Origin of the sequence: Streptomyces sp. VRA16 Mangrove soil (genome assembly GCF_017377775.1) — a bacterium.
In the GTDB taxonomy this organism is placed as follows: Bacteria; Actinomycetota; Actinomycetes; order Streptomycetales; family Streptomycetaceae; genus Streptomyces.
In genome coordinates this window covers 300073-317474 of the sequence record NZ_JAFVLN010000002.1, presented here as the reverse complement: position 1 = coordinate 317474, position 17402 = coordinate 300073, and the positions used below count along the sequence as shown (strand labels likewise).

The 17402-nt window shown below is 70.9% G+C and carries 13 protein-coding genes; 10 read left to right on the top strand and 3 right to left on the bottom strand.

The features are described 5' to 3' along the window. Nucleotides 1–69 precede the first annotated feature (69 nt). Nucleotides 70–918, bottom strand: coding sequence for a formate dehydrogenase accessory sulfurtransferase FdhD (fdhD, locus tag J3486_RS07145; RefSeq protein ID WP_207819213.1), 849 nt, complete (start codon nucleotides 916–918; stop codon nucleotides 70–72). Nucleotides 919–1096: 178 nt separating this feature from the next. Between fdhD and J3486_RS07140 the strand changes: the two genes are divergently transcribed. The 3 genes from J3486_RS07140 (at nucleotide 1097) to J3486_RS07130 (ending at nucleotide 4505) form a co-directional block, all read left to right on the top strand. After that, on the top strand, nucleotides 1097–2455 hold the full coding sequence (locus J3486_RS07140; RefSeq protein ID WP_207819210.1) for an OFA family MFS transporter: 1359 nt from the start codon (nucleotides 1097–1099) through the stop codon (nucleotides 2453–2455). A 248-nt stretch (nucleotides 2456–2703) separates the two neighbouring features. After that, nucleotides 2704–3657 (top strand): beta-ketoacyl-ACP synthase III, encoded by a 954-nt coding sequence (locus J3486_RS07135; protein WP_207819704.1) that lies wholly within the window; start codon nucleotides 2704–2706, stop codon nucleotides 3655–3657. Between the two features lie 170 nt (nucleotides 3658–3827). Beyond that, nucleotides 3828–4505, top strand: a complete 678-nt coding sequence (locus tag J3486_RS07130) for a GntR family transcriptional regulator (protein WP_207819209.1) — start codon at nucleotides 3828–3830, stop codon at nucleotides 4503–4505. A 311-nt stretch (nucleotides 4506–4816) separates the two neighbouring features. Here the strand turns inward: J3486_RS07130 and J3486_RS07125 are convergent, their stop codons facing one another. Together J3486_RS07125 and J3486_RS07120 are read right to left on the bottom strand one after the other, a co-directional pair. Further along, entirely contained in the window at nucleotides 4817–5647 is an 831-nt protein-coding gene (locus tag J3486_RS07125) for an NmrA family NAD(P)-binding protein (protein ID WP_207819207.1), read from the bottom strand. Next, nucleotides 5644–6909, bottom strand: a complete 1266-nt coding sequence (locus J3486_RS07120) for a low temperature requirement protein A (protein WP_207819205.1) — start codon at nucleotides 6907–6909, stop codon at nucleotides 5644–5646. The genes J3486_RS07125 and J3486_RS07120 overlap by 4 nt, the downstream gene beginning before the upstream one ends. Before the next feature lie 232 nt (nucleotides 6910–7141). On the opposite strand from J3486_RS07120, the gene J3486_RS07115 reads away from it, so the two are divergent. The 7 genes from J3486_RS07115 (at nucleotide 7142) to J3486_RS43925 (ending at nucleotide 17389) form a co-directional block, all read left to right on the top strand. Continuing rightward, nucleotides 7142–8323: an ROK family transcriptional regulator gene (locus J3486_RS07115; protein ID WP_207819703.1), complete on the top strand. Its 1182-nt coding sequence runs from the start codon at nucleotides 7142–7144 to the stop codon at nucleotides 8321–8323. A 311-nt stretch (nucleotides 8324–8634) separates the two neighbouring features. Further along, nucleotides 8635–10122 (top strand): sugar ABC transporter ATP-binding protein, encoded by a 1488-nt coding sequence (locus J3486_RS07110; RefSeq protein WP_374194697.1) that lies wholly within the window; start codon nucleotides 8635–8637, stop codon nucleotides 10120–10122. 68 nt (nucleotides 10123–10190) lie between these two features. Continuing rightward, entirely contained in the window at nucleotides 10191–11213 is a 1023-nt protein-coding gene (locus J3486_RS07105; RefSeq protein ID WP_207819200.1) for an ABC transporter permease, read from the top strand. A gap of 27 nt (nucleotides 11214–11240) precedes the next feature. Then, the gene (locus J3486_RS07100) at nucleotides 11241–12305 is read left to right on the top strand and encodes a substrate-binding domain-containing protein (RefSeq protein ID WP_207819198.1); all 1065 of its coding nucleotides are present in this window, start codon (nucleotides 11241–11243) and stop codon (nucleotides 12303–12305) included. Between the two features lie 100 nt (nucleotides 12306–12405). Then, entirely contained in the window at nucleotides 12406–13659 is a 1254-nt protein-coding gene (locus J3486_RS07095) for a Gfo/Idh/MocA family protein (protein ID WP_207819197.1), read from the top strand. 12 nt (nucleotides 13660–13671) lie between these two features. Next, the gene (locus J3486_RS07090) at nucleotides 13672–14670 is read left to right on the top strand and encodes a sugar phosphate isomerase/epimerase (protein WP_207819195.1); all 999 of its coding nucleotides are present in this window, start codon (nucleotides 13672–13674) and stop codon (nucleotides 14668–14670) included. 271 nt (nucleotides 14671–14941) lie between these two features. Continuing rightward, a complete protein-coding gene (locus J3486_RS43925) occupies nucleotides 14942–17389 on the top strand; it encodes a PQQ-dependent sugar dehydrogenase (RefSeq protein WP_307804719.1) in 2448 nt (815 codons plus the stop codon). Nucleotides 17390–17402 lie beyond the last annotated feature (13 nt).

Genomic DNA, 17402 nt, shown 5'->3' with positions numbered 1-17402 from the left:
TCCGCGCGGTGGAGGCTCCCTGACGGGGCGGCTCGGCTCCGCGCGGTGGAGGCCCGCTGACGGGGCGGATCAGCTCCGCGCGGCCGGGATCCGCAGATCGATCCGGTGCTCACCCGCGTACACGTTCATGGACGGCCCCCGCAGGAAGCCGACCAGCGTGAGCCCGGTCTCCGCGGCCAGGTCAACGGCCAGCGACGACGGCGCCGAGACCGCGGCGAGCATCGGGATGCCCGCCATGACCGCCTTCTGCGCCAGCTCGAAGGAGGCGCGGCCCGAGACCAGCAGGATCGAGCGGGACAGCGGCAGGTCGTCGTTCTGCAGGGCCCGCCCGACCAGCTTGTCCACCGCGTTGTGCCGGCCGACGTCCTCCCGCGTGTCGACGAGACGGCCCTCCTCGTCGAAGAGCGCCGCGGCGTGCAGCCCGCCGGTCCTGTCGAAGACGCGCTGCGCCTCGCGCAGCCGGTCCGGCAGCGTGGCCAGCAGGTCGGGGGTGACCCGCACCGGGGGAGTGTCGGCGATCGGGAACCGGGCCGTGGTCCGCACCGCGTCCAGGCTCGCCTTGCCGCACAGGCCGCAGGACGACGTCGTGTAGACGTTCCGCTCCAGTGTGATGTCGGGCAGCTCGACGCCCGGGGCCGTGCGCACGTCCACCACGTTGTACGTGTTCGAGCCGTCCTGCGTCGCGCCCGCGCAGTACACGATGTTCTGCAGGTCGGCGCCGGTACCGAGGACGCCCTCACTGACCAGGAACCCGGCCGCGAGCGCGAAGTCGTCACCCGGGGTGCGCATCGTGATGGCGAGCGGCTTGCCGTTCAGCCGGATCTCCAGCGGCTCCTCGGCGACAAGCGTGTCCGGCCGGGAGGAGATGTGCCCGTCCCTGATCCGGATCACCTTGCGCCGTTCCGTGACACGTCCCATGTCTTGATCAGTCCCGGTTCTGTCCGTACGTGCGTGCTGGCCGACCCCTCCATTGTCCTGCACGTGTGCCGAACACGGGGCGCCGCGTGGCGACTGATTGCATACCGTCGACGAATTCTGTGCGGAACCGCGTCGGGGGACTTCCCAACTCCCCTGCCCCCTCCTACCTTTCGGGATCATGAGGCCCCCTGTCGCACCACCCGGCTGGAGCCGCTGGCTCGTTCCCCCGGCCGCCCTGTCCATCCATCTGTCCATCGGCCAGGCCTACGCCTGGAGTGTCTTCAAACCGTCCCTCGAATCGGCGCTGCACCTCAGTGGCACCCAGAGTGCGCTCCCGTTCCAGCTCGGCATCGTGATGCTCGGCCTGTCCGCCGCGTTCGGCGGCACGCTGGTCGAGCGCAACGGGCCCCGCTGGGCGATGTCCGTCGCCCTGATCTGCTTCTCGCTGGGCTTCCTGATCTCCGCGCTCGGCGCAGGCCTTGAGCAGTACTGGCTGATCGTCCTCGGCTACGGCTTCGTCGGCGGCATCGGTCTCGGCATCGGCTACATCTCCCCGGTCTCCACTCTGATCAAGTGGTTCCCCGACCGGCCCGGGATGGCCACCGGCATCGCGATCATGGGCTTCGGCGGCGGTGCGCTGATCGCCTCGCCGTGGAGCGCCCAGATGCTGGAGTCGTTCGGCTCCGGCAACGGCGGCCTGGAGCTGGCGTTCCTGGTGCACGGCCTGGTCTACGCCGTGTTCATGTCGCTCGGTGTGCTGCTCGTGCGGGTGCCGGCCGGTGCCGTACCGGCGAAGGGCTCCGCGCGACCGGTCGCCGCGGGACCGCAGGTGTCCGCGAAGCAGGCGATCCGCACCCCGCAGTTCTGGCTGCTGTGGATCGTCCTGTGCATGAACGTGACCGCGGGCATCGGCATCCTGGAGAAGGCCGCGCCCATGATCACGGACTTCTTCCAGGACAGCGGCACCCCGGTCTCCGTCTCCGCCGCGGCGGGCTTCGTCGCGCTGCTGTCCGCCGCGAACATGGCGGGCCGCATCGGCTGGTCCTCCACCTCCGACCTCATCGGCCGCAAGAACGTCTACCGCCTCTACCTCGGCGTGGGCGCCCTGATGTACCTGCTCATCGCCCTCTTCGGCGACAACTCCAAACCCCTCTTCGTCGTCTGCGCGCTGGTGATCCTCTCCTTCTACGGCGGCGGCTTCGCGACGATCCCCGCCTACCTGAAGGACCTCTTCGGCACGTACGAGGTCGGGGCCATCCACGGCCGGCTGCTCACCGCCTGGTCCCTGGCGGGCGTGCTCGGCCCGCTCATCGTCAACCGGATCGCCGACAGCCAGGAGAGCGCGGGCAAACACGGCGCGTCCCTCTACGGCCTCTCGTTCGTGATCATGATCGGGCTGCTCGTCGTCGGCTTCGTCGCCAACGAGTTCGTACGACCCGTCGCCGCCCGCCACCACCACGTCCCCGCACCCAGGGAGTCCACCGATGGAACCGACACCGCAGCCGACACCGCCCGGGGCCGCAACCAGTCCGCCTAGGCGCAGGGCGCTGATCGCCGTCGCCTGGCTGTGGGTGGGGGCGCCGCTCGCCTACGGCCTGTACGAACTGGTGCAAAAGGCAACTCAACTGTTCACCGGCTGATCGGTCGGAAGCCTCCAAGCCTTGCGCCGCATTCCTGTCGTTTACGTCACCCCGTACTCGCCGGTCGCTGACCAGACTTGAATGTCCGCAGCTCGGACGGGACGCAGCGCGCCCGCGGGCAAGGCACACGAGGGGACGCTCCATGATGGCTCCGCACGGTTCGCGCATCGTCGGCATCGGTCACTATCAGCCGGCCAGGATCCTCACCAACGAGGACCTGGCGGGCATGGTCGACACCAGCGACGAGTGGATCCGCTCCCGCGTCGGCATCCGCACCCGGCACATCGCCGGTCCCGACGAACCGGTCGACGAGCTCGCCGCGCACGCCGCCGCCAAGGCGCTGGCCGCGGCGGGCCTGACCGCCGACGCCGTGGACCTGGTCGTCGTCGCCACCTCCACCGCCGTCGACCGCTCCCCGAACATGGCGGCCCGGGTCGCGCACCGCCTGGGCGTGCCGTCCCCGGCCGCCCTCGACCTGAACGTCGTCTGCGCCGGTTTCACCCACGCCCTCGCCACCGCCGACCACACCCTGCGGGCCGGGGCCGCGCGCCGCGCCCTCGTCATCGGCGCCGACAAGATGTCCGCCGTCACCGACTGGACGGACCGCACCACCTGCGTCCTGACCGGCGACGGCGCGGGCGCCGTCGTGGTCGAGCCGTGCGCCGACGGCGAGGAGCCCGGCATCGGGCCCGTGCTGTGGGGCTCCGTGCCGGAGATGGGCAACGCGGTCCGCATCGAGGGCGAGCCCGCGCGCTTCGCCCAGGAGGGCCAGTCCGTCTACCGGTGGGCGACCCGTTCCCTGCCCCCGCTGGCCCGCGAGGCCTGTGCGAAGGCGGGCCTGGCCCCGGCCGACCTGGCCGCCGTCGTGCTGCACCAGGCGAACCTGCGGATCATCGAGCCGCTCGCCGAGAAGATCGGCGCGGTCAACGCGGTCGTCGCCCGGGACGTCATCGACTCCGGGAACACCTCCGCCGCGAGCGTTCCGATGGCCCTGTCGAAGCTGGTCGAGCGCGGTGAGCTGCGCAGCGGGCAGCCCGCGCTGCTTTTCGGCTTCGGCGGAAATCTCTCCTACGCGGGCCAGGTCGTGCGCTGCCCGTGACGTCTTCGGGGCCCGTCGGGCGACCCGCCGGATGTGACGAGCCCAACTCCCTCTAGCTGTAGCGATTGTGCTCGGTAAACTGTATTCCAAAGACAATCCGTCGACCGTCTTCCGTCATTCCGTCGGGACCGGCACGGCCGGATGGTCCGAGGCCCAGGAGGGGGACCACGATGTTGTCCACAGGACTGCCGCAGGGGGCGGTGCCGAAGCTGGAGCGCCCGGGACCGCTGCGCGAGCGCGTCTACGAGGCACTGCTCGAACTCATCACGACGCGTGCCCTGCAGCCCGGCCAGCACCTGGTCGAGAGCGAACTCGCCGGACACCTGGGCGTCTCGCGCCAGCCGGTGCGCGAGGCGCTCCAGCGGCTCAACACCGAGGGCTGGGTGGATCTGCGCCCGGCCCAGGGCGCCTTCGTGCACGAGCCGACGGAGGAGGAGGCCGATCAACTCCTCACGGTCCGTACGCTGCTGGAGGCCGAGGCCGCCCGGCTCGCTGCCGCCAATGCGGGCAAGACGGGCATCACCGCCCTTGAGGCACTGTGCGCGAAGGGCGAACAGGCCGTCGCGGACGGCGACGTGGACCTGGTCGTCGCGACCAACGCCGAGTTCCACGCGAAGGTCATGGAACTGGCCGGCAACGTCGTCCTCGCCGAACTGGCCGGTCAGGTCGACCGCCGTGTTCGCTGGTACTACCAGCCCGTCGCCCGCCAGCGCGGCAAGCAGTCCTGGATCGAGCACCGCGCGCTGATCGCGGCGATCTCGGCGCGGGACGAGGCGAAGGCGACGGAGGTCATGCGGGCGCACACCGAGCACACGCGGGAGACGTACCACCGCCGCGAACGCGACTGACCGCTCCGCGGGGGCGCGGGTCTGTGTCGATGGGCGGCTCCGCCGCGTGGGCGCGGCCGGGGGTGGTCGTGCCCCGTCAGGGGCGCGGGGAACTGCGCGACCAGCCGAGACGGCGCTGCAGCCGGCGACGTTGCGACCGGGACTGAGCTGGAGGCCGGCTTGGAGCGCTCACCCCGCGCCGGGGTGCCGCCTTGCCCACCCTGCCGCCCAAGGCGGCAGATTGCCCAAGGCGGCGCGGCAACCGCCCGGGGCGGGAAAGCCCAAGGCGGCCGTGGCGGGCGGCAGATTGCCCAAGGCGGGGGCGGCGCGGGTTACATGAACGACGCCGCATGCTCCCGGGCCCACTGGGCGAACGTCCTGGGCGGGCGCCCGGTGACCCGTTCCACGGTGTCGAGGACCGGGGACTCGTCCAGCGTGCCGTCCACGTAGAAGCGGAAGAACGCGTCGACGTACGGCTGCGGCATCCGCGCCGAGAAGTCCGCTCGGGCCTCCTCGTCACTCAGCCCCTCGAAGCGCAGCGGCCGCCCGAGCGCCTCACCGAGGATGCGGACGCGATCGGCGGGGGTGAGCGCCTCGGGCCCCGACAGGGCGAGGGAACGCCCGTCGTACGCGTCCGAGCGCAGCACCCGCGCCGCCACCTCCCCGATGTCGTACGGATCGAGCACCGCGGCCCGCACCGCGGGAAACGCGGCGCGCACGACGTCGCCCTTCCGTAGCTGGTCCGCCCATTCGAGGGAGTTGGACATGAAGGCGCACGGCCGCAGGAAGGTCCAGGCGAGCCCGGAGGCCCGCACCGCGGCCTCCGCCTCCATCATGTAGCCGGTGACGGCGTTCGACTCCTCGCCGCCCGGGACGGAACTGCTCGACAGCAGGACCACCTGCCGCACCCCGGCCGCCCGCGCATCCGCGAGGATCTGCTCCTGGCCCGCGTACCCCGGCAGCAGGAACAGACCGTGTACGCCGTCGAGGGCGGGCCGTACCGTCTCGGGCCTGCCGAGATCGCCCGCGACCGACTCCGCCCCGGGCGGCAGCGCCCCGGCCGCGCCGGAGCGGCTCAACGCCCGTACCGGGGTGCCGGTCGCGGCGAGCGCGCGGACCACCTGCGAACCGGCGTTCCCCGTCGCTCCTGTCACCAGAATCATGTGAGTTCCCCGTCCGTCCGGGTGGTGTCGCGCACACTGGGGGACCAGCGTGCCTCAGCGGCGAGCATGAGCACCAACGCCACGACGAGAAGGAGGAGTTGGGCCAGCGCCGACACCCGCATGCCGAACAGGGCCGTCACCAGGACGACCGGGACGGCCGCCGCGCGATATCCCAGGGGCGACAGCCGCATCGCCGCGCGGAACGCCACGTCACCGGTGAGGAACAGCGCCACACCGCCGGCCAGCGCGAGCGCCGGCGCGGTGTGCAGCTGCTCCCCGATGTGGCCGAGCGACTTCTTGACCCCGGCCGCCAGGAACGCGACACCGAGCAGCATCGGCAGGAACGCGTAGTAGTACGCCGTCATCGCCAGCCGGAACCGCCGCTCGGGCGCGACCGCGGCGAAGGCGTGCTCGGCGCCGTCCTCGTCCCGGACGAAGTACGTCCACCAGAGCGCCCCGGCGAGCGCGAGCGCCAGGAACACGCCGGTGCCCACGCTCACCGTGAACGGCAGATCGCCGATGCCCACCCCGATCGCCACGACCGACTCGCCGAACGAGACGATCAGCAGCAGCCCGTGCCGCTCGACGAAGTGCCCGGGGTGCAACGTGCCCAGCTTGACCCGGAGTTCGTCCGCCGACCGGTCCGTGCGCCGGGTGGGCCCGAGCTCGGCCAGGTGCGGTGTCACGAACTGCACCACGATCGCGAGGAACCACAGTCCCTCGACGGCCCAGCCGGAACAGAGCCCGGCCGCGGTCAGGATCAGCGCGGCCAGCGCGTTCGGCACCCCGTACCAGATGACGTCACGGCCGTGACTGCGCGAGTACAGGACCGTGTGCACGACGACGACCAGCAGATATCCGAGGCCGAAGACGACGCCGGCGCGCGAGTGCGGATCGAAGACGCGCGGGATCGACAGCGCGCAGATCAGGAAGGCCGCCATGCCCAGCAGGAGCACGAGCCGACGGGCGGGCCGGTCCGGCGGTACCTGGTTGGTGAGATAGGCGTACGCGCCGTACATCCAGTACAGGACCACGAAAATGAGCACGACGCGGCCCGCGTTGGCCCACGACAGATCGTGCGCGAGCAGCACGGTGAGCTGGGTCAGCGTGTAGACGAAGACCAGGTCGAAGAAGAGCTCCAGCGAGGTGACGCGCTGGGCCGCCGCTTCCCCGATGCGGGCGGCCGGTTCCGTCGGCGTCCGTGGTGCCGGTGGAGCTGGTTGTTGCGGGACCGGGTGATGCGGTGCCGTCTCCGGTTTCATGGCTCAATACCCCCTGTGACGTGGCGCGTCGGCGCGGCCGAAAGACTACGCGGCCCGGGTTTCCGGCAGCGGCTTCGGTGTCGACGGGGGCCGCCTTTGTCCTGTGAGGGGAAAAAGTCGCGGGTCATTCCTGCGCAACTTCTTCCCAGCCCCGACAGGCGCTGCTACGTTCCCCATCGAAAGCCGGACAGGGAACTTGGCCTGAAGAGGCGGGGAGGGGCACGTGAGGCGCATGACGGCTCGGCCCGCGAACGCGCACCAGGCGCGGTTGCTGCGACTGCTGCGTGACGGCGGGCCCAACTCCCGCGCCCAGCTGGGCGATCAGGTCGACCTCTCGCGGTCGAAGCTGGCCGTCGAGGTGGACCGGCTCCTGGAGACCGGACTCGTGGTCGCCGACGGACTAGCCGCCTCGCGCGGCGGCCGCCGCTCCCACAACATCCGGCTCGCACCCGAACTCCGCTTCCTCGGTGTCGACATCGGCGCGACCTCGGTCGATGTCGCGGTCACCAACGCCGAGTTGGAGGTGCTCGGGCACATCACCCAGTCGATGGACGTGCGCGAGGGACCGGTCGCGGTCTTCGAGCAAGTCCTCGCCATGGCCGCCAAGTTGAGGGCGTCCGGGCTCGCCGAGGGGTTCGACGGAGCGGGGATCGGCGTCCCCGGCCCCGTCCGCTTCCCCGAAGGCGTGCCGGTCGCACCGCCGATCATGCCCGGCTGGGACGGCTTCCCGGTCCGTGAGGCGCTCAGCCAGGAGCTGGGCTGCCCGGTGATGGTCGACAACGACGTGAACCTGATGGCGATGGGCGAGCAGCACGCGGGCGTCGCCCGCACCGCCCGCGACTTCCTCTGCGTCAAGATCGGCACCGGTATCGGCTGCGGCATCGTCGTCGGCGGCGAGGTCTACCGCGGCACGACCGGTTCCGCGGGCGACATCGGGCACATCCAGGTCGAGCCGGAGGGCCGCCAGTGCGCCTGCGGCAACAAGGGCTGCCTGGAGGCCTACTTCAGCGGCGCGGCGCTCGCCCGCGACGCCGAGGAGGCCGCCCGCGACGGACGGTCCGCGGAACTGGCGGGTCGCCTGGAAGCGGCCGGCCGGCTCAGCGCGGCCGATGTCGCGGTGGCGGCGGCCGCCGGTGACGGCACCTCCCTCGATCTGATCCGCGAGGGCGGCAACCGCACCGGCCAGGTCATCGCCTCGCTCGTCAGCTTCTTCAACCCCGGCCTGGTCGTCATCGGTGGCGGTGTCACCGGCCTCGGTCACACACTCCTCGCCGCCCTGCGCACCCAGGTCTACCGCCAGTCGCTGCCCCTCGCGACCGGCAATCTCCCCATCGTCCTGGGCGAGTTGGGCCCCACCGCCGGCGTCATCGGCGGCGCCCGCCTGATCAGCGACCATCTGTTCTCGCCCGCGTAGCCCACCACGCGGTCACCGCGCAACCCCTGCACGCCCTGTAAGCCCTGTACGCCCTGCATCCGCGCACCTGATCCACGTACCGCACACGCGCACCTGATCCACGTACCGCACCCGCGCAAGGCATTCACGTACCGCACCCGCGCAACTCGTCCACGTACCGGCCCCGTGCAACCCGTTCACGTACCGCACGACGCGCATTCTCCCTCTCGCGACGCACAGAGCTCTGCTCCGCCCTGCCCTGAAACCGGCCCGCACCCGCTGCTAGGGGACCCGTGATGGCACCTTCGGCTTCAGAACCACCGCTGCTCACCATGTCCGGCATCACCAAGTCGTTCCCCGGTGTGCGCGCCCTCGACGGCGTGGACCTGGAGGTCCAGGCGGGGGAGGTGCACTGTCTGCTCGGCCAGAACGGCGCGGGCAAGTCCACCCTCATCAAGGTCCTCGCCGGCGCCCACCAGCCCGACGAGGGCGCCATCACCTGGCGCGGGGAGCCGGTCACCCTGCGCTCGCCGATCGCGGCGATGCGCCTGGGTATCGCCACCATCTACCAGGAGCTCGACCTGGTGCAGCATCTGTCGGTGGCCGAGAACGTCCACCTCGGCCACGAGCCGACGGCCGCCGGATTCGTCGTGCGCCGACGCGACGCCAAAGCCACAACAGCCGCTCTGCTCAAGCGACTTGGGCACGGCGAGATCGATCCGGGCACCCTCGTGGGCGACCTGTCGGCGGCCGCACAGCAGATCGTCTCCATGGCCCGCGCCCTCTCCCACGACGTCCGGCTCATCGTCATGGACGAGCCGTCGGCCGCGCTCGACCCCGACGAGGTCGACAACCTCTTCCGTATCGTCGCGAACCTCACCGCGGACGGCGTCGCCGTCGTCTACATCTCGCACCGTCTGGAGGAGATCCGCCGCATCGGCGACCGGGTCACCGTCCTCAAGGACGGCCGCGCTGTGGCCGGCGGCCTCCCCGCCAAGGACACGCCCACCCGTGACGTGGTCTCGCTGATGACCGGCCGCAACGTGGAGTACCTCTTCCCCGACCGCCCGGTCGCCGCGCCGACCGCCGAACCGGTGCTGACGGCCCAGAACCTGTCCAGGGACGGCGAGTTCGCGCCACTGGACCTCGCGCTGCGGCCCGGTGAGATCGTCGGCCTCGCCGGTCTGGTCGGCTCCGGGCGCTCCGAGATCCTGGAGACCGTCTACGGAGCCCGCAAGCCGACTACCGGTCAAGTCACGGTGGAGGGGCGGGTGTTGCGCCCCGGCAGTGTGCGGGCGGCGGTGCGCGCCGGCCTCGGGCTCGCCCCCGAGGAGCGCAAGGCGCAGGCCCTCCTGATGCTGGAGTCGGTGACCCGCAACGTCTCCGTCTCCTCCATGTCCCGCTTCGCGCGCGGCGGTTGGCTCGACCGGCGGGGGGAGCGCGAAGCCGCCCTCGAAGCCACCCGCGAACTCCACCTCCGCCCGGACAACCCCTCGGTCCCCGTCCGCACCCTCTCCGGCGGCAACCAGCAGAAGGCCGTCCTGGCCCGCTGGCTGCTGCGCGGCTGCAAGGTACTGCTCCTCGACGAGCCCACCCGCGGCGTCGACGTCGGTGCCCGCGCCGAGCTCTACGCCGTGATCCGCCGCCTCGCCGACGCGGGCCTTGCCGTCCTCCTGGTCTCCAGCGAGGTCCCCGAGGTGCTCGGCCTCGCCGACCGGGTCCTGGTGCTGCGCGAGGGCCGGGTCGTCCACGAGGCCCCGGCCCGCGAACTGGACGAACACCGGGTCCTCGACCTCGTCATGGAAGGCAGCCCGGCGTGAGGCGCCCCGCGCCCGGCACCCACCCGTCCACACCCAGAACCGCCCCCGCCCAGAAGGGACCCGGCGCCATGACGCAGCCCGCCTCACCCACCCGCCCGGCGGAGCCGAACGGCGCCGCCTCGGCCAAGAGCCGTTCCAAGTCCCGCTCCGCGTTCCCCGTCGACGTCCGCACGCTGTCCCTGCTCGGCGTCCTCGCCGCCCTGATCGTCATCGGCGGCATCACCCAGCCCGACAGCTTCCTCGACGGCGACAACGTCCAGCTCATCCTCACGCAGGCGAGCGTCATCGGTGTCGTCACCGTGGGCATGACCTTCGTGATCATCTCGGGCGGCATCGACCTGTCCGTCGGCGCGATCGTGGCGCTCGCCAGCGTCTGGGCCACCACCGTCGCCACCCAGGAGTACGGCTTCGTCGGCATCCTGTTCACCGCGATCGTCGTCGGCGTCGGCTGCGGCCTCGTCAACGGTCTGCTCGTCGCGTACGGGAACGTCGTGCCCTTCATCGCGACCCTCGCGATGCTGGCGTCGGGCCGCGGTCTCGCCCTGCAGATCACCGACGGCAAGACCCAAATGGTCACCGTGGACAGCGTGTTGAAGCTCGGCGAGCGCGACTCCTACATCCTGGGCGTCCCGCCGCTCGTCCTGGTCTTCGCGGCCGTCACCGTCATCGGCTGGCTGGCCTTGAACCGCACCACGTTCGGCCGCCGCACCGTCGCCGTCGGCGGCAACCCCGAGGCGGCCCGGCTGGCCGGCATCGACGTACGACGGCAGCGGCTCTACCTGTACCTGCTGTCCGGCCTGTGCTGCGGCATCGCCGCGTTCCTGCTCATCGTGCTCTCCGGCTCCGGCCAGAACACCAACGGCAACCTGTACGAACTCGACGCCATCGCCGCCGCGATCATCGGCGGCACCCTGCTCACCGGAGGACGCGGCAGCATCGTCGGCTCCGTCCTCGGCGTCCTGATCTTCATCACGATCCAGAACATCTTCGCGCTGAACAACCTGGAGACCGCGGTCCAGCAGATCGCCAAGGGCGCGATCATCGTCGCGGCGGTCCTGGTCCAGCGACGCACAGCGCACACCACCTCCTGAACCCCGGCCCCAGGAAGGGACGACGCCATGCCAGAGATCTCGAACGAGATGGCGAGCCGCAGAAGGATCCTGTTCGGCGCGGCCGCGGCCGTCACCACCGGCGGACTGCTCACGGCCTGCACCAGCAACGACGCCGGCGACAAGAGCGACGACAGCAGCAAGGCCGCCGACCAGCCGGTCGCGGACGACAAGCCCGGCAAGCAGGTCACCATCGGCTTCGCGGGCCCGCAGGCCGACCACGGCTGGCTCAACGCGATCACCGACAACGCGAAGAACCGTGCCAAGAAGTACTCGGACGTGACGCTGGAGGCCACCGAGGGCTCCAACGACACGGCCGCGCAGATCGGCCAGGTCGAGACCCTCATCAACAAGAAGGTCGACGTCCTCGTCATTCTGCCCGCCGACGGCAAGGCGCTGACCCAGGTCGGGCTGAAGGCCATGCGCGCGGGCATCCCCGTCGTGAACCTCGACCGTATCTTCAACACCCCGCAGGCGTACCGCTGCTGGATCGGCGGCGACAACTACGGGATGGGCCTGTCCGCCGGGAACTACATCGGCGAGAAGCTCAAGGACAAGAAGAACGCGAAGGTCATCGAGCTCGCCGGGCTCGACAACCTCGAACTCACCAAGCAGCGCACCCAGGGCTTCGACGACGCCCTGAAGAACTACCCGAACATCAAGAAGGTCGCCCGCCAGGCGGCGGAGTTCACGGTCGAGTCGGGCCAGGCCAAGATGTCCCAGCTCCTCCAGGCCCAGAAGGACTTCGACGCGCTCTGGAACCACGACGACGACCAGGGCGTCGGCGCCCTGCGCGCCATCAAGCAGGCCGGGCGCGACGACTTCCTGATGGTCGGCGGCGCGGGCGCGCTCTCCGCGTTCCAGGAGATCAAGCAGGACCGCGGCGTCCTGAAGGCCACCGTCCTCTACCCGCCCACGATGGCCGCGTCCGCCATCGACCTGGCCCGAGCGCTCGGCCAGGGCAAGGGGATCAGCGGCATGGCCGAGTTCGAGATCCCCGCCCACGTGACGCTGTTCTCGGCCGTCGTCGACAAGGACAACGTCGACCAGTACATGCCGACCGGCTTCAAGTGATGAACGCCGGCACGAGTCGGCGGGCGGTTTCGGCGTGGGCGAATTCGGCGCGGATGAATTCAGCGCGGGTGAGTTCGCCGTGGACTAGGAGGACTTCCGCATGGCAGGCAGCAGCACCGGCACGACGGCCCACGAAGCGGGCGGTGACAGCGAAGGAGAGGCGAAATCGAAGCCCGCGCTGGGCGTGGGCATGGTCGGCTACGCGTTCATGGGCGCCGCCCACTCCCAGGGGTGGCGCACCGCGGGCCGCGTCTTCGACCTGCCGCTGACCCCACGCCTCGCCGCGGTCTGCGGCCGCGACGGGCACGCCGTGCGGGCCGCGGCCGACCGGCTCGGCTGGGCGGCGGCGGAGACCGACTGGCGGGCCCTGATCGCCCGGGACGACGTCGACCTCGTCGACGTCTGCACCCCCGGCGACAGCCACGCCGAGATCGCCATCGCCGCCCTCGACGCGGGCAAGCACGTGCTGTGCGAGAAGCCGCTCGCCAACTCCGTCGAGGAGGCGGAGGCGATGGCGGACGCCGCCGAACGGGCCGCCGCACGAGGCCAGTTGGCGATGGTGGGGTTCAACTACCGGCGCGTCCCGGCCATGGCGCTGGCCCGCCGCATGGTCGCCGAGGGGCGCGTCGGCACGCTGCGGCACGTGCGCGTCACCTACCTCCAGGACTGGCTCGTCGACCCGTCGTTCCCGCTGACCTGGCGGCTCCAGAAGCCGTACGCGGGCTCGGGCGCCCTCGGTGACCTGGGCGCCCACGCCGTCGACCTCGCCCAGTTCCTCGCGGGCGAACCGGTCGCCGGAGTGTCGGCGCTGACCGAGACGTTCGTACGCGAACGCCCGCTGCTGGAGGGCGCCTCGTCCGGTCTTTCGGCGGCCGGCGGACCGGCGGGCGGCGAGCGGGGCCTCGGCCAGGTCACCGTCGACGACGCGGCCCTGTTCACCGGCCGCTTCGCCTCCGGCGCCCTGGCCTCCTTCGAGGCGACCCGCTTCGCGACAGGCCGCAAGAACGCCCTGAAGGTCGAACTCAACGGTGAACGCGGCTCGTTGGCCTTCGACCTGGAGCGCCTGAACGAGCTGTACTTCCACGACCAGACGGAGCCCGGCGTCAGCGCGGGCTTCCGCCGCATCCTCGTCACCGAGCCCGACCACCCCTACCTGAAGGCGTGGTGGCCGCCCGGCCACGGCCTCGGCTACGAGCACACCTTCGTGCACCAGGCCCGCGACCTGGTGCACGCGATCGCCGAGCACACCCAACCCCTGCCGTCGTTCGCCGACGGGCTGCAGGTGCAGCGCGTGCTGGCCGCGGTCGAGGAGAGCGCGGCGAAGAATTCCGTCTACACCCCCGTACCGGTCTGAGGAGGACCTCCCGTGCCCCGACAGTTCACACTCTTCACCGGCCAGTGGGCGGACCTCCCGCTCGAGGAGGTCTGCCGGCTGGCCCGCGACTTCGGCTACGACGGACTCGAACTCGCCTGCTGGGGCGACCACTTCGAGGTCGACAAGGCCCTCGCGGACCCGGACTACGTGAAGGGACGCCACGCCCTCCTCGACAAGTACGGCCTCAAGTGCTGGGCGATCTCCAACCACCTGGTCGGCCAGGCGGTCTGCGACGCCATCATCGACGAACGCCACGAGGCGATCCTGCCCGCCCGTATCTGGGGCGACGGCGAGGCCGAGGGCGTACGACAGCGGGCCGCGGCCGAGATCGCCGACACGGCCCGCGCGGCCGCGGCCTTCGGCGTCGACACGGTCATCGGGTTCACGGGGTCGTCGATCTGGCACCTGGTCGCCATGTTCCCGCCCGCGCCCGAGTCGATGATCGAGCGCGGCTACGAGGACTTCGCGACCCGCTGGAACCCGATCCTCGACGTGTTCGACGCCGAGGGCGTCCGTTTCGCGCACGAGGTCCACCCGAGCGAGATCGCGTACGACTACTGGACCACGCACAAGGCGCTGGAGGCCGTCGACCACCGCCCCGCCTTCGGCCTCAACTTCGACCCCTCACACTTCGTGTGGCAGGACCTCGACCCGGTCGGCTTCCTGTGGGACTTCCGCGACCGCATCTACCACGTCGACTGCAAGGAGGCCCGGCGCCGCCTGGACGGCCGCAACGGCCGCCTCGGCTCGCACCTGCCCTGGGGCGACCCGCGCCGCGGCTGGGACTTCGTCTCGGCCGGCCACGGCGACGTCCCCTGGGAGGACGTCTTCCGCATGCTCCGCTCGATCGGGTACGACGGCCCCGTCTCGGTGGAGTGGGAGGACGCGGGCATGGACCGGCTGCAGGGGGCGCCCGAGGCGCTGCGCAGCCTGAAGGCCTTCGACTTCGAGCCTCCGACGTCGTCCTTCGACGCGGCTTTCAGCAAGTAGCGCCCCGTAAGGGGTACGGGGCCGTGTCGAGACGCGGCCCCGCCGCGCGGGCGCGACCGGTCACCTGCGTCCGCGGTCGCTGACCCCTGCCCGAAAACCTCTTTGTCCACGCACGGGAGAAAGCTCAACTAACCGGCGCACAAGGTCTATCCGGGCCGGACAAACACGGCTAGCTTCATTGCCAGGTACATGGCAAGCGCAGCGAAACGCGCACCCGGGGTGACGGCGCACCCCCGTCCACGGCACGACCCACCCCCTTCCGGAGGAATCCGTGCACAGGAAACGCCTGAGAACCCGCAAACCACTCGCCGCACTGACCGGCGCCCTGCTCGCCGCGGCGACGCTGTCGCTGACGGCACCGTCGGCCGGCGCCGACCCCGCACCCGCCGCGGCGGCCGAGGACTTCCAGCAGGTCACCCTCGCCAAGGGCCCCGAGGAGGTCGGCGAGCCGATGGGCCTCGCCGTCCTCCCGGACCGCAAGGTCCTGCACACCTCCCGCGACGGCGTCCTGCGCCTCACGGACGAGAACGGCACGACGAAGGTCGCCGGCAAGCTCGACGTGTACAACCACGACGAGGAGGGCCTCCAGGGCATCGGCGTCGACCCGAACTTCAGCGAGAACCGGGCGATCTACCTCTACTACGCGCCCCCGCTGGACACCCCCGCCGGTGACGCCCCGAACGACGGCACCGCCGCCGACTTCGCCAAGTTCGACGGCGTGAACCGCCTCTCGCGCTTCACGCTCAACGAGGACGGCACCCTCAACAACGCCTCCGAGAAGAAGGTCCTCGAGGTCGCCACGTCACGCGGCATCTGCTGCCACGTCGGCGGCGACATCGACTTCGACAAGGACGGCAACCTGTACCTGTCGACGGGCGACGACTCCAACCCCTTCGCCTCCGACGGCTACACGCCGATCGACGAGCAGGCCACCCGTAACCCGGCCTACGACGCCCAGCGCTCGGCGGGCAACACCAACGACCTGCGCGGCAAGATCCTGCGCATCAAGGTCGCCGACGACGGCTCGTACACGATCCCCGACGGCAACCTCTTCGCACCCGGGACCGACAAGACCCGGCCCGAGATCTACGCGATGGGCTTCCGCAACCCGTTCCGCATCAGTGTCGACAAGCCGACCGGCATCGTCTACGTCGGTGACTACGGCCCGGACGCCGGCGCCGCCGACCCGAAGCGGGGGCCCGCGGGCCAGGTCGAGTTCGCCCGCGTGACCAAGCCCGGCAACTTCGGCTGGCCGTACTGCACCGGCAACAACGACGCCTACGTCGACTACGACTTCGGGACGAAGACCTCCGGCGACTCCTTCGACTGCGACGCGCCGAAGAACAACTCCCCGCACAACACGGGTCTCGTCGACCTGCCGCCGGCCCAGCCCGCCTGGATCCCGTACGACGGCGGTTCCGTGCCCGAGTTCGGCACCGGCTCCGAGTCCCCGATGGGCGGCCCCGTCTACCGCTACGACCCCGCGAACACCTCGCCGGTCCGCTTCCCCGAGGCGTACGACGGTGACTTCTTCGCCGGTGAGTTCGGCCGGCGCTGGATCAAGCGGATCGAGCAGGACGCGGACGGCAAGGTCACGTCCATCAACCCGTTCCCGTGGACCGGCACCCAGGTCATGGACATGGCCTTCGGCCCCGACGGCGCGCTGTACGTCCTCGACTACGGCACCGCCTGGTTCGGCGGCGACGAGAACTCCGGCCTCTACCGGATCGAGAACGCCACCGACGGCCACTCGCCGACCATCGACGCCAAGGCCGACAAGACCTCCGGCCAGGCCCCGCTCAAGGTCGGGTTCAGCTCGACCTCGAACGACGCCGACGGTGACGCCCTGACGTACTCCTGGAACTTCGGCGACGGCACAACCGGCACCGGCGCGGCGCCCAGCCACACGTACAAGAAGAACGGCACCTACACCGCGACCGTCACCGCCAAGGACACCACCGGCCGCACCGGCAGCGCCGACGTGCACCTGGTCGTCGGCAACACCGCGCCCAAGGTGACCCTCGAACTGCCCAAGGACGGCCAGCTGTTCACCTTCGGCGACGAGGTGCCCTTCAAGGTGAAGGTGACCGACCCCGAGGACGGTGCGATCGACTGCTCGAAGGTCAAGGTCACCCACATCCTCGGCCACGACAGCCACGGCCACCCGATCACCTCCGCCACCGGCTGCTCCGGCACCATCAAGACGAGCGCCGACAGTGAGCACGACCCGAACGCCAACGTCTTCGGGGTCTTCGACGCCGAGTACACCGACAACGGCGCCAACGGCCAGCCCGCGCTGACCACCCACGACCAGGCCGTCACCCAGCAGAAGCACCGCCAGGCCGAGCACTACGGCGACTCGAAGGGTGTGTCCGTCGTCAGCCACACGCCCGCGGAGGGCGGCAAGACGGTCGGCGAGATCAACAATGGCGACTGGATCTCCTTCACTCCGTACGCCATCGGCAACGCGAAGTCGCTGACGGCCCGCGTCTCCTCCGCCGGCAGCGGCGGAACCCTGGAGATCCGCACCGGCTCGCCCACCGGACGTCTCATCGGCAAGGCGGCCGTCGCACCGACCGGCTCCTGGGAGACGTTCGCCGACGTGACCACGCCGATCACCAACCCGCCCGCCAAGTCGACCACGCTCTACCTGGTCTTCAAGGGCTCGGGCACCGGTGCCCTGTACGACGTCGACAGCTTCACCTTCACCACGAGCTGACAGGAGCAGGACA